Origin of the sequence: Pseudomonas sp. 1928-m (assembly GCF_029269135.1) — a bacterium.
GTDB lineage: Bacteria > Pseudomonadota > Gammaproteobacteria > Pseudomonadales > Pseudomonadaceae > Aquipseudomonas.
Map to the genome: position 1 here is coordinate 1,225,304 of NZ_JARIXO010000001.1, position 13,251 is coordinate 1,238,554.

General features: G+C 59.0%; 10 protein-coding genes. 8 read left to right on the forward strand and 2 right to left on the reverse strand.

Annotated elements, in window-relative coordinates:
* Positions 1-72 precede the first annotated feature (72 nt).
* The 3 genes from P3C18_RS05475 (at position 73) to P3C18_RS05485 (ending at position 6,470) form a co-directional block, all read left to right on the forward strand.
* Positions 73-2,064 (forward strand): DUF1302 domain-containing protein, encoded by a 1,992-nt coding sequence (locus P3C18_RS05475; protein ID WP_275960841.1) that lies wholly within the window; start codon positions 73-75, stop codon positions 2,062-2,064.
* A 34-nt stretch (positions 2,065-2,098) separates the two neighbouring features.
* Positions 2,099-3,466, forward strand: a complete 1,368-nt coding sequence (locus tag P3C18_RS05480; protein ID WP_275960842.1) for a DUF1329 domain-containing protein — start codon at positions 2,099-2,101, stop codon at positions 3,464-3,466.
* Positions 3,467-3,746: 280 nt separating this feature from the next.
* Entirely contained in the window at positions 3,747-6,470 is a 2,724-nt protein-coding gene (locus tag P3C18_RS05485) for a LuxR C-terminal-related transcriptional regulator (protein WP_275960843.1), read from the forward strand.
* On the opposite strand, the gene P3C18_RS05490 is transcribed toward P3C18_RS05485, so the two are convergent.
* Positions 6,459-7,325 carry a hypothetical protein gene (locus P3C18_RS05490; protein WP_275961590.1) on the reverse strand — a complete coding sequence of 289 codons (867 nt, stop codon included), beginning with the start codon at positions 7,323-7,325 and terminating at the stop codon, positions 6,459-6,461. The genes P3C18_RS05485 and P3C18_RS05490 overlap by 12 nt on opposite strands.
* An 87-nt stretch (positions 7,326-7,412) precedes the next feature.
* Here P3C18_RS05490 and P3C18_RS05495 point away from each other — a divergent pair, with 87 nt between their 5' ends.
* Together P3C18_RS05495 and P3C18_RS05500 are read left to right on the forward strand one after the other, a co-directional pair.
* The gene (locus tag P3C18_RS05495; RefSeq protein WP_275960844.1) at positions 7,413-8,093 is read left to right on the forward strand and encodes a TetR/AcrR family transcriptional regulator; all 681 of its coding nucleotides are present in this window, start codon (positions 7,413-7,415) and stop codon (positions 8,091-8,093) included.
* A 222-nt stretch (positions 8,094-8,315) separates the two neighbouring features.
* Complete coding sequence (locus P3C18_RS05500; protein WP_275960845.1) at positions 8,316-9,257, forward strand: alpha/beta hydrolase; 942 nt, start codon at positions 8,316-8,318, stop codon at positions 9,255-9,257.
* Between the two features lie 191 nt (positions 9,258-9,448).
* Here P3C18_RS05500 and P3C18_RS05505 read toward each other — a convergent pair whose 3' ends face one another.
* On the reverse strand, positions 9,449-10,288 hold the full coding sequence (locus tag P3C18_RS05505) for a metal-dependent hydrolase (protein ID WP_275960846.1): 840 nt from the start codon (positions 10,286-10,288) through the stop codon (positions 9,449-9,451).
* 389 nt (positions 10,289-10,677) lie between these two features.
* On the opposite strand from P3C18_RS05505, the gene P3C18_RS05510 reads away from it, so the two are divergent.
* The 3 genes from P3C18_RS05510 to P3C18_RS05520 all read left to right on the forward strand — a co-directional run bounded on the left by P3C18_RS05510 (position 10,678) and on the right by P3C18_RS05520 (position 13,112).
* Positions 10,678-11,697 carry an AraC family transcriptional regulator gene (locus P3C18_RS05510; RefSeq protein ID WP_275960847.1) on the forward strand — a complete coding sequence of 340 codons (1,020 nt, stop codon included), beginning with the start codon at positions 10,678-10,680 and terminating at the stop codon, positions 11,695-11,697.
* 2 nt (positions 11,698-11,699) lie between these two features.
* Positions 11,700-12,347 carry an MBL fold metallo-hydrolase gene (locus tag P3C18_RS05515; RefSeq protein ID WP_275960848.1) on the forward strand — a complete coding sequence of 216 codons (648 nt, stop codon included), beginning with the start codon at positions 11,700-11,702 and terminating at the stop codon, positions 12,345-12,347.
* Positions 12,348-12,455: 108 nt separating this feature from the next.
* Entirely contained in the window at positions 12,456-13,112 is a 657-nt protein-coding gene (locus P3C18_RS05520; protein ID WP_275960849.1) for an OmpA family protein, read from the forward strand.
* Positions 13,113-13,251: the final 139 nt, after the last annotated feature.

The following is a 13,251-nucleotide window of genomic DNA, read 5'->3' on the forward strand; positions in this document are numbered from 1 at the left end:
AGGGATCAAGCAGAAGTACCCGCTGGCTATAGTCCGCACCATCCATAACAAAAAACACATGGAGTAGCGTCGATGACAAAAACAAAACAAACCTGGCGCCTGGCAAAACTGCCACTGGCCGTCAGCCTCGCATCCACCCTCGCCGCACCTGCATTCGGCGTTACTTTCAATATTGGTGAAATCGAAGGTCAGTTCGATTCGTCCCTGTCGGTTGGTTCCAGTTGGTCTGTACGTGGGTCTGACCCGGATCTGATCGGCTTCAATAATGGTGGGCGTGGCCTTTCGCAGACTTCCGATGACAGTAAAATGAACTTCAAAAAGGGCGAAACCTTTTCGAAGATTTTTAAGGGGACCCATGACCTTGAGTTGAAATACGGCGATACCGGTGTTTTTGTTCGTGGCAAATATTGGTATGACTTCGAACTAAAAGATGAGAGTCGTTTGTTCAAAGATATTAGCGACAGTAATCGAAAAGAGGCTGCGCAATCATCGGGTGCGCAGATTCTCGATGCCTTTGTTTATCACAACTATTCGATCGGTGATCAGCCTGGTTCTGTACGTCTTGGCAAACAAGTCGTTAGCTGGGGTGAAAGTACTTTTATTCAAAACAGCATTAACGCAATAAACCCTGTCGATGCTGCAGCATTTCGCCGCCCGGGTGCTGAGATCAAAGAAGGTTTGATTCCGGTTAATATGTTTTTTGTACAACAAAGTCTAACTGAAAACCTTTCAATGGAAGCGTTTTACCAGTTGGAGTGGGATCAGACAATTGTAGATAATTGCGGAACTTTCTTTGCGCAGCCTGATATTATTGCAGATGGTTGTGACCAGAATCTTGCTGTGCTGAGGACTGAAAGTAGTCTTAGGGCAGCGCTTGCTCCTCTAGGCGTTGCGCTTACTAATGCTCAAGTTAATGCTCTCGGAGATTTGGGTGTTAAATGGGGTACACCTGATGAGGGTGTAATTGTTCCCCGTGGCCAAGACCAAGATGCCCGCGATAGTGGTCAATTTGGTTTGGCATTCCGTTATACGTTCGAACCGTTAGACACTGAGTTTGGCGCGTACTTTATGAACTATCATAGCCGCACACCAGTGTTCAGTGGGCAGGCCGGTGATGCTGAGGACTTTGCAGCTATTCGTCAGTATATATTGGCTGGTCCTGGTGGTGGTGGTTTGACTGCTACTCGTGCAGGTCTTGCCTCACTTGCGGCTGCCGCTTCGGGTAGTACTTTTCTTGAGTACCCGGAAGATATTCGGCTTTATGGTTTGAGTTTTGCTACCACTCTACCTACCGGCACTTCATGGGCTGGTGAGTTGAGCTATCGCCCAAATGCGCCAGTGCAGATCAACTCGACGGATGTTCTGTATGCCGGCCTGAAGCCTCTAGGGCAGCTAGCAAACGTTGGTCCAATTTTTGTGGCTAACGGCGTAAATAATGTCTCGCTACTTGACTCGACATTTGGTGCGACTGCTAACGGTTACAATCGTAAAGAAATTACTCAGTTCCAGACAACCTTCACTCATTTCTTTGATCAAGTAATGGGCGCCAGTCGCCTAACGCTTGTAGGGGAAATTGGTATCGCTCATGTGGGTGGGCTTGAGGATAGTAGCGAGTTGCGCTACGGTCGCGATCCTATATATGGGCCGGGTGCTTTGCCTGGTAATTACACTGTTACAGGTGTGGGTACCTTTGATGCTTGCGTAGGTCTGAATGTGGCTACTTTGGGGAATAACCCGAACGCTAAGAACGTAAGTAAATATTGTGAGGATGACGGTTTCGTAACTTCAACCTCGTGGGGCTACCGTGCCCGTGCCATTTGGGATTATCCGGACGTAGTAGCAGGTATCAACCTGCGTCCAAGCGTCACTTGGTCACATGACGTAGATGGCTACGGCCCGAACGGTCTGTTCACTGAAGGCGCCAAGGCTGTAAGCCTGGGCCTGGATGCCGACTACCAGAACACTTACACCGCCAGTCTGGCTTACACCGATTTCTTCGGTGGCAAATACAACACTCTTGTTGATCGCGACTTTGTTGCGCTCAGCTTTGGCGTGAACTTCTAAGTAAGCGGACGAGATTTTGAGGACGACTATGACTATGAAAACAACAAAAAGTCTGCTGCAAACCGGTGCGCTGACACTCTCGCTGCTGGCCAGCGGTGTGATGGCAGCGGTATCGCCGGATGAGGCTGCCAAGTTGGGTACTACGCTGACTCCGGTTGGTGCGGAAATGGCGGGTAATGCTGATGGTTCGATCCCGGCATGGACTGGCGGTCTGCCAGCCAGCGCGGGTTCGGCTGATGCTGCGGGTTTCCTCTCGGACCCGTTCCCGAGCGAGCAGCCGCTGTTCACCATCACCGCGCAAAACGTTGATCAGTATAAAGACAAGCTGACCCCTGGCCAGTTGGCGATGTTCAAGCGTTATCCGGAAAGCTACAAAATGCCGGTGTTCGCCACTCATCGTACGGCGACCATGCCGGACTTTATCCTGGCCGCTGCGAAGAACAACGCAGTCAACACCAAGATGGTCGAAGGCGGTAATGGTCTGGAGAATTTCGAGCAGGCTAACCCCTTCCCGATTCCGAAAGACGGCCTGGAAGCGATCTGGAACCACATCACTCGCTACCGTGGTGGCAGCGTGAAGCGTCTGGTAACCCAGGCGACTCCACAGCCGAATGGCTCCTACAGCCTGGTTTACTTCCAGGATGAGTTCACCTTCCGTGGTGCGCTGAAAGATGCCGATACCAGCAAGCCAAGCAACGTACTGTTCTACTTCAAACAGCGCGTAACCGCGCCTTCGCGTCTGGCAGGTAACGTGCTGTTGGTGCACGAAACCCTCAACCAGGTGAAAGAGCCGCGTCTGGCGTGGCTGTACAACGCCGGTCAGCGTCGTGTACGTCGTGCACCGCAGGTGTCCTACGACGGCCCAGGTACCGCTGCTGACGGTCTGCGTACGTCCGACAACTTTGACATGTACAACGGTGCTCCTGACCGCTACGAGTGGAAACTCAACGGTAAGAAGGAAATCTACATTCCTTACAACAGCTACCGTCTGGACTCGCCGAAGCTGAAGTACAGCGAGATCATCAAGGCTGGCCATATCAACCAGGACCTGACTCGTTACGAGTTGCACCGCGTATGGCATGTGACCGCAACCCTGAAATCGGGCGAGCGCCATATCTATGCCAAGCGTGACTTCTACCTCGACGAAGATACTTGGCAAGCTGCTGCCATCGACCACTACGACGGTCGCGGTACCCTGTGGCGTGTGGCTGAAGCCCATGCTCAGTACTACTACGACAAGCAAGTGCCGTGGTACAGCGTAGAGACCTTGTATGACCTGCTGTCCGGTCGTTACCTGGCTCTGGGTATGAAGAACGAAGAGAAAAGTGCTTACGAGTTCGACTACCCAGCGAAGGAAAGCGATTACACCCCAGCGGCCCTGCGCCAGGCTGGCGTACGCTAAACCTGAGTAACGCTGCATAAAGAACCGGCCCGCAAGGGCCGGTTTTTTTATGTCCAGCCATCGATGGCGGCCACCCTTCGGGCCGTCGCTGCGCGAGGTTAAAAATGGCTCCCGCCCATTTTTTATGCCTGTGATAAAGCTCGGGAAATGTTCAATAGGGACTGAGCAATCATTGCCGTTTGCTACCTGAGGGCCACAAGGGCTTCAAATGCGCGCATCAAGAGGCTAGTCTGCGGGGCATTGGTAGTGCCTCTGCCTGACTACTACAAGAAACTGGCTGATGACTGATCTGTCCCGCATTCCTGGCTTGGTTGCCGCGCCCAATGTACTCGGCGGGCATTTCTATCGCCCCCCTTTACCGGTCAGTTACGTGCCGCGCCCGGGGTTGTGCGAGCGTCTGTTGGGCGGCTTGGCTGGGCGACTGCTGTTGGTCAGCGCGCCGGCAGGCTTCGGTAAAAGCTCATTGGCCATCGAGTTCTGCGAGCATCTGCCCGAACAGTGGCAAAGCCTATGGCTGGGCTTGAGTTCACGCGACAGTGATCCAGGGCGTTTTCTGGAGCGTTTGCTTAGCGGGCTGCAACAGTTTTTCCCAGGCGTTGGTCAGGAAGCACTTGGCTTGTTGCGCCTGCGCCAGCGGCATCAGCCGTTTGCCTTTGAAGAGTGGCTCGACGGTCTGCTCGATGAGCTGGCGCTGCGCCTCGATCCTCAACAGCCGCTGTTGCTGGTGCTGGATGACTACCACCTGGCCCAGGGCGCAGTGCTTGACCGTTGCCTGCAGTTCTTTCTGAGCCACCTACCGCCAGGCCTGGTGATGTTGGTGACCAGTCGCCAGCGCCCTGATTGGCACTTGGCGCGCCTGCGTCTGTCGCGGCAGTTGCTGGAATTGCACGAGCAGGATCTGCGCCTCACTGATAGCGAAAGCACCGCCTTGCTCCGCTTGCAGGGTGCCGAGTTGTCGGCAGAAGCGCTGGCCGCGCTGTTGCAACGCAGCGAAGGCTGGGTCGCGGGGCTGCGCTTGTGGTCGCTGGCCGCCAGTGAGGCGCAGGAGTCCGCGGCGTTACCGGCACTGGTGCAGGGGGGCGACGGGCTGATTCATGACTACCTGCTGGAAGAGGTGATCGAACGCCAGCCGGCTGATGTGCAAGCCTTTCTCTATGAAACGGCCAGTCAGGAGCGCTTCTGCGCCGAGTTGTGTGATGCCCTGCGTGATGCCCATGACAGCGCCGCGATTCTGCGTCACTTGCAGGCCCATCAGGTGTTTCTGGTGCCGCTGGACGAGCAGGGCAAATGGTTTCGTTATCACCATCTGTTTTCCGACTTACTGCGCAGCCGGCCGCAGCCAACTTCAGGCCTGCATCTGCGCGCGTGCCGCTGGTTCAGTTCCGAAGGGCTGCTGGATGAAGCCATCGAGCAGGCGTTGCGTGCCGGTCAGCCGGACGTGGCAGCCAACCTGGTGCAGAACCTCTCCGAGGAGCAACTGCTGGCCGAGCAGAACGTCGCCACCTTGCTGCGCTGGAAGATGGACTTGCCGGACAGCCTGCTGACCAGTACGCCACGCCTGATTCTGCTCTACGGCTGGGCGCTGGCGTTGGCCTGTCAGCTGGATGCCGCCGAAGAACTGTTGGCTGAGCTGGGGCGTTTTCTGCCCGCGCGTGATCGCTGCGAGCAGGAAGGTTTGCTGGCCCAGTGGTTGGCCCTGAGCGGGGTGATTGCGCGGGGGCGCGGTGACAGTGCCAAGGCCCAGGCCTATTGCAGCGAAGCGCTGAGCTGTCTGCCATTGGACCGTTACGGGCAGCGTTTGATGTGTCTCTCTAGCCTGGCCAACCTGGCCATCGTCCACGGTGATCTATGGCGCGCTCGGGGACTGAACCGCGAAGCCTTGGAGCTGGCGCAGCGCGTTGGTAACCCGCTGTTCGAGGCACTGGCCCATTACGACCGTGCGCGGGTGTTGCAGGCCCGTGGCGAAGTATTGCGCGCGCTGGACGAAGTGCGTCAGGGCCAGCAGCGTCTGGCCAATCTGCCGGCCCAGCGTCAGTATGCTGCGCGCGGACGCTTGACCCTCTATGAAGGTTATCTGCTGAGCCTGCGCCTGCAGCCGCAGCAAGCGCGGCAACGCCTGTTGGCCGGGATCGCCGAGGCCCGTGCTTGCCGCGATATCAGTGTGCTGATCGGTTACTGCGTGCTGGCTAGCCTGGAAGGACGCAGTGGCAACCTGCCCGAGGCCTTTGCTCAGCTGGCCGAAGCCGAACGGCTGATGCATATCTGGGATATCCCGCCGATCTACTACCTGGCGATGATCACCCTGACCAAATGTGAGCTGTGGCTGCGTCAGGGGCAGACTGAGCTGGCGGGCGTCTGGCTGAGCCGGCTGCTGGATGCCTATGGTGGCGAGCAGGCGGCTGCGGCGCCGGAGTTCCATCCGCAACTGCCGTTGCATATCCAATTGCACCTGGCCACTTACGAGAGTTTGCAGGGTGAGGATGAGCAAGCTGAGCGGCGTTTGCGCGGGCTGAGTCAGCTGGCGCAGAACGCCGGCGGGCAGTTGCTCGGGGCGATTGCCCAGATGCAGCTGACGGCCTTGCTGCGTGACGGCGGGCGTGAGCGTGAGGCGCAGCAACAGTTGCGCAGCGCTTTGCAGGCAGCCGCTGGTGGTGGGTTGTTGCCGTTCCATGGGCTGCTGAGTCAGCAACCCGAGTGGCTGCGCGAGCAGTTGCTGGGGCAGGACGCGAGCCCTTTGATTGACGCCTTGCGGCAGCACCTGCCGCAGTCAGCGCAGGCCGTTGGCCAGGACGACTATGCCGGCGTGGTCGATGCCCTCAGTTCGCGCGAACTGTCGGTGCTGCAGCTGATCGCCCAGGGCTGCTCCAACCAGGAGATCAGCGACAGCCTGTTTATCTCCCTGCACACGGTGAAGACCCACGCCCGCCATATCAATAGCAAGCTCGGCGTCGAGCGGCGCACCCAGGCGGTGGCGCGGGCCAAGAGCCTCGGCCTACTGCGCTGATTCCGCCGGAACCGACAGGTCTAGGCTGCGCGTAGGCGTTTTGCGCGGTTGCGCGGCAGCGGCCGCCAGCTTCTCGTGAACATCCTGCTGGATGCTCAGCAGCACCGGCTGTAGCTCGCGCATGTTTTGCTGCACTTCTGCGTAGGTGTGCTGCTGGGCAAGCTGCTCGACGCGTTGTAGCAAGGTCTCGCGCACATCCCCACTTAAATGGATAAACAGCTCGGGCAGCTGTTTGCTCAGCTCGGCGCTGTAGAGCACCAGTTCTTCACGACCAAACTGTTTGGTCAGGCCCAGATAGTCCAGGGCGCTGGAGGTGAGCATGGCCGCCGCCGCCTTGGTTTCATGCAGGCCTTGCAGGCGCACCGGGTTGCTTTGCTCGCTTTCCGAGAGGGTCATCCAGAATTCGGTGGTCAGGGTAAACAGCACCGCCTGCTGGCGCAGTGAATAACTCATCAAACCCAGCGCCTCGGCGGCATAGGGCTGTTGCACGGCACGAAAATCAAAATACAGACGCATCAGCTCCTTAAGGCGAAACAGCGCTTCGCGGGCTTCGTTCTGCCGTAGTTCAAGGGGGGCGTAGATATTCAGCTGCGGGCGGAAGTTCTCTTCACTGACCATGCGCTGGTAGATCGGCCCGGTGAACTCGCCGCTGCGCCGGGGCAGGGCGTTGAGCTGGGTGTTGTCGACCTTGTTCAACGCCTCTAGCAGTTGCTGGTAGTCAGCGCTGTTCCAGGGCTTGTGGATATCGGGAATCTTCTGCCCGAGATAGAACAGTTCAGCGGCCTGCACAGGCGACAGCAGAACCAGCAAAAGGATGGCCAGCGGTAGGTAAGGGCGGCGTGTTAGCGTGTTCAGCACAACAATAATCCTGCGGCGATGGCGTGGCTCAGCGTAACCAGCTTGGCGGCTCGCGTCACCCGCGCCTTGGTTGGGTAAAGTGCAATGCAGCAGGCGTTGGCAGAACTGGGTGCCGTTCGCGCAGTATTTGAAGACCTCGGCGGTTACGGTGCCGTAGCCCAGCAGCAGGAACAGGATGGCGACGGGCCGCTGATCGGCCATCTGCAGCGCACCAATATCCAGCTGGCGGCAATTCCGGTATTTGCCCGCAAGGGCCTGGCCGACACCACGGTGAATGACCTGCTGGCGGCGGCCAATGTGTCGCGGCGCACCTTCTACAAATACTTCGAGAACAAGATGCAGGTGCTCGAAGGCATCTACCAGACGGCGGTGTCCCTGCTGCTGTCGCGCTTCAGTGAAATGCAGAGCATCGCCGGCAGCCCACAGGCCTGGTTGCAGGGCATGGTCGGGCGCTACTTCGACTATCACCTGGCGGTCGGGCCGATTATCCGCCTGATGCAGGAAGAAGCCCTGCGCGCCGATTCACCGCTGGCCGCGCACCGGCAACGGGCGCATACCGAGATGGCGCGGTTGCTGGCCGAACGTCTGCATGGCGCGACCCAGGCCGCCGAGCCGCTGACCTACCGCGCGCTGATCTGGGCCATGGAAGCGGCCTCGCTGGAACTGCTCGGTCGCGCCGCCAGCCGTGCGGAAATCGAACAAGCCAAGCGCGTGCTCAGCGAGCTGCTGATCGCCTCGCTGTGTCCTGCGCCCAGCTCAACCTAGGTTAGGTACGAAAAGTCGTCGAGCGACGGTCAGGCGAGGCAAAAAACGGTGAGGAAGCGGAGTTTACGAGCTGTAAATGAGCATTCCGAACCGTTTTTTAACGAAGCATCACCGAGCGTAGGCAATTGTCGTACCTAACCTAGGTTAGGCGTCAGCTGAGGGTGGAAATGCTCTGATAGCCCGGATGCGTCTTTCCCATAACAACAATCTAGAGGTGCCTGCATGTCTGCTTCCAGTCTTCCGCTGATGCCGCCACTGGCGGCCGGTTTTGCCCGCCTGGGCTTCGGCGCTTTGCCGCTGGAAAGCCTCAAGGCGCGCTATGGCAACGCCGCCAACGGCTCGCGCTATATCGAACTCGACGGCTTCAACCTGCATTACCGCGATGAAGGCAGTCGCGACAAACCGGTGCTGGTGCTGATCCACGGCGTGGTGGCTTCGCTGCACACCTGGGATGACTGGTTGCCAGCTTTTGCCGCCGATTACCGGGTGATCCGCTTCGATGTGCCGGGCTTCGGCCTCACCGGACCGGCTCGTGATGGCGTGTATTCCGCCGAGCGGATGATCAAGGTATTCGGTCTGCTGCTCGACTACCTGGGCGTGAATAAAGCCTCGATTGTCGGCAACTCGCTGGGCGGTTATATCGCCTGGAACTTCGCCCTGGCGCAGCCACAGCGGGTGGAAAAACTGGTGCTGATCGACCCAGCCGGTTATCACATGCACAAGGTGCCGTGGATGATTGCCGCTGCCGCTTTGCCCGGTGCCACCGTGGCCATGCCGCTTTGGATGCCGCGCGCGCTTATCGCCCAGGGCATCAAGGAAGTCTACGGCGAACCAGCACGGATCAAACCGGGTGTGGTGGATCGCTACAACGACCTGACGCGGCGACCGGGCAATCGCCGGGCGATGATGGATATCTTCCGCGTGCTGCTCAAGGTCAACAAGGAAGAGCTGCATGGTACACCCGCGCGGGTGGCGCAGATTCAGGCGTCGACGCTGCTGCTGTGGGGCGAGCGTGATCGCTGGATTTCGCCCAAGCACGTACCGCTGTGGCAGCGTGACTTGCCGGCGATTCAGGTAAAAACCTACCCAGGTGTTGGGCATATTCCGATGGAGGAAATCCCGCAGCAAAGCGCGGCCGATACCCTGCGTTTTCTCCAGGGGTGATTTTTGGATATGCGGGCTGCGGTTGCGCCGTGGCCCGCAGCTTCAGGAGGAGCGGGGCGTAGCCCGGATGCAATCCGGGAGCGGATTGGTTGACGGGAAATTTCCCCGGATTACATCCGGCTACAGAAATGCTGACGCACACTAAAAAGGGAGCCATACGGCTCCCTTGTCGTTTTGCCTGAGTGTCCGCCTCAGGCCGCCTGGCTCTGCGTCGGCGCATCAAATTCGCTGCGGGTCTGGTAGAGCAGTTCCAGATTGTTGTGCTCCCAGGGGTGGAAGTTGGGTTTGAAGAAGTCGCGGTAGGTGCTGATCAGCGGGCGGAATACGCCTTCCTTACCCCACATCCACTGGATGCCATCGCGCCATACGCGCCAGTTCCACAGCAGGCCGTCCTGTTTAAGCATATGCGCCAGGCCGCGAGTGGTGTCGAGCACGAAGAAGAAGGTGCCCATGATCATCGCCCGGCGCAGCAGTTTGCGGCTGCCGCACACCTGGTTGTACACGTCGAAGGCCACCGCCTTGTGCTCGGTTTCCTCCAGCGCGTGCCAGCGCCACAGGCGCACCATGGTGGGGTGAGCGCCTGCCAGATGTTTCGGGTCCTTGAGCAGGCCGTCGGCCATGATCGCGGTGATGTGCTCCAGCGCAGCCGTGGCGGCCAGTTGCCGCTGCGGCGAGAACTTCTTCTGGGTGTAGCGAATCCGCGCCTGGGCGCGTTTCTCGATACGGGTGATGTTGTAACCCAGGTCGCGCAGGCGATTGCTGTATTCCAGATGTTCGCGGCTGTGGTGGCCTTCCTGGCCGATAAAGCCACGGATCTGCTCTTTCAGCACCGGGTCATCGATCTGGTCGCGGAAGTGCCGCACCGAGTCGATAAAGAAGCGCTCGCCATCGGGGAACAGCACCGACATGGCATCGAACAAATGGCTTTTGAAGGCATCCCCACTGTGCCAGTGGCGCGGCAGCGGATTGGGGAAATCGAAATCCATATGCCGTGGACGAATCTGCAAACCTTCCGGGGTAGTGCTGACCATGCTGACTCCCTGAGTCTGTGACTAAAGCGTGACTCACTATGGATTCGCCAAGCGCTTCGGCAAAGGTTCACAACAGCCAATATTTCGGTCATATATGGCCAATATTGCACGGGTGTACCAGGCTTTATGGCGTGTCAGCGCCGTGCGTGGGTTAGCACATCTGCGTGCTAGAGCGCTTGCCTGGACGTGGAAGACACTCGCGCCATGCCTGCGCCCAACCTTCGGCTGTGGTGATCGGCTGCTCAAGTCCTGAGTATGGCCAAAGCCTTCGCACAAACTACGCAGGCGGCTGACCTGGCCCTACGGTGCAGGGATGCCCTTGTCGGATTTTGTCGAACAGGGTTATCGTCGCTGCCAGTGGTCATATCTGGCCAGATAATAAGAAGACCATGAAGCCATCATTGAATTTTTCCGCCGAACTGGTTCCCGTTGCCTATGCCGCCGCCTTGCTTGACCTGGTCGAGGAGCTGGGCGTACCGCGCGCGCAGCTGTTTGCCGAGGCGCGGGTGCGGCCCGAAGTGCTGGGCAACCCTCAGGGGCGATTGTCCTTTATCGACTTCACCCAACTCACCAGCAGCGCCTTGCGTCTGTGTGATGAGCCAGCGCTGGGCCTGTTGCTCGGTCAGCGGCTGAATGTCTCAACCCACGGCATCCTCGGTTATGCCGTGCTGTCCAGCGCCAACCTCGGCAAGGCCATGCAGTTCGCCCTCAAGTACTACCGCGTACTGGGCCTGACCTATGAGCTGGAAATGGTCGAGCTGGGCACCCGGATCGAACTGCGCGCCAGTGAAACCATGCCATTGGGCCCGCTCAGTCGCTTCGCCGCCGAAGGTTTGCTAACCAGCCTCTACACCATCGCGCGTTTTCTGGTCGGCGAGCGGCTGCAGGAGGTCGAGGTGGGCTTTGCCCATGCCGCGCCGCATTACGCCGAGCGCTACGAGCGGCTGTTTGGCGTAGCGGTGGCGTTTGATCAGCCTTATCACCGCCTGAGCATGCCGGTCAGCTACCTGGACCGGCCGATGGCTTTGGCCAACCCTGCCACCGTGCAGATGTGCGAGCAGCAATGCGAGGCCCTGCTGGCCAGCCTGGATGTGCAGGACGGCCTGCTGACCCGCGTGCGCCGCTTACTGCTGGCGCGCCCCGGTGACTTCCCCGACCTGGCCAGCGCCGCCGATGCCCTACACACCAGCGGCCGCAGTTTGCGCCGGCATCTGTCGAATATGGGCACCAGTTACCAGCAAGTGCTCGATGAAGTGCGCAAAAGCCTGGCCCTGCAATACCTCACTACCACCCACCTGTCGCTGTATGAAATCGCCTACCTGCTGGGCTTCAGCGACCCGTCGAATTTTCGCCGTGCGTTCAAGAAATGGACGGGTAAACTGCCCAGCGATTACCGCGCTGAGGAATAACCATGAGTTCTGCCGCAACCCCGACCCTGATCCGCGAAACCTTCCCCGTCGGGCCTTTGCAGTGCAACTGCACGGTCATCGGTGACCCGCTTACCAAGAAGGCCATCGTCGTCGATCCGGGTGGCAACCCCGAGCTGATCATGGCGCGTCTGGAGGCCCATGGGCTGAAGGTGGTGAGCATCATTCACACCCACGCGCACCTTGATCACTTCCTCGCCTCCGGGCAGATGAAGGAGAAGACCGGGGCGACCCTGCACTTGCATAAAGAGGATCAATTTCTCTGGGATAACCTGGAGATGCAGTGCCGCATGTTCGGCGTGCCTTACACGCCGGTGCCGGCGCCGGATCAGTGGTTGAGTGATGACGAGGAGCTGGCCTGCGGCTGTGGTGTGGCGCTGCACACACCGGGGCATACGCCGGGCTCGATGAGTTTCTGGTTCCCCCAGGACAAGCTGCTGATCGCTGGCGATACCCTGTTCAAGCGCGGTATCGGCCGCACCGACCTGTGGGGCGGCGATTACTCGACTATTGAACGCTCGATCAAGCAGCGCCTGTATACCCTGGACGAAGACGCCACCGTGGTGACCGGCCATGGCGCCGATACGCGCCTCGGTGATGAGATGCGTGATAATCCGTTTGTTCGTGCTTAGCAGGCTGTAGGCCTGCTCAATCACCCCGGAAAATGAACTTTAACCACGTATCGGGCTCGAAAACCCAGGTGCAAACCTGTCCCGATCCGATATTCAAAGGAAGTACGCATGAAGCTGTGGCGAAATCTGGCTGTTGTTACCCTCGGTCTTGGCGTGCTCGCCGGCTGTACCACCAACCCCTATACCGGTGAGCGTGAGGCAGGTAAAGCGGGCATTTACGGCGGTGTCGGCGCAGTGACCGGTGCGGTGATTGGTGCAGCCACATCGAGCAAGAAGGATCGCGGCAAAGGTGCCCTGATCGGCGCGGCAGTCGGCGGTGCGGCCGGTGGTGGTTACGGCTACTACGTCGACACCCAGGAAGCCAAGCTACGCCAGACCCTGCAGGGCACGGGCGTGCAGGTGCAGCGCAATGGCGATGACCTGAAACTGATCATGCCGGGCAATATCACCTTTGCCACCAACTCGGCGGATATCTCCAGTGGGTTTTACCCAACCCTCAACTCCTTGGTTACGGTGTTCAAGGAGTTCAACAAGAACGGCATCGATATCGTCGGCCATACCGACAGCACCGGCTCGTTCGAGTTGAACCAGAACCTCTCCAACCGCCGTGCGCAGAGCGTCGCCTCTTACCTGAGCGCCAATGGCGTTCCGGCTTCGCGGCTGTCGTCTTATGGCGCCGGCCCGAGCCAGCCGATTGCCAGCAATGCCAATGAAGCAGGTCGTGCACAGAATCGCCGGGTAGAAATCAACCTGCGTCCGCTGTAACCGCAGGCTGCAAAACAGCCGCGCATTGGTTCGAATGCGCGGCTTTTTTATGCCTGCAATTTAGGTTCGGCCCGCCGTTCAAATCGTGACTAGACTGCTGGCAGTGGTTCCAACAACCCTGCCGCATCGGTGCGCCGCC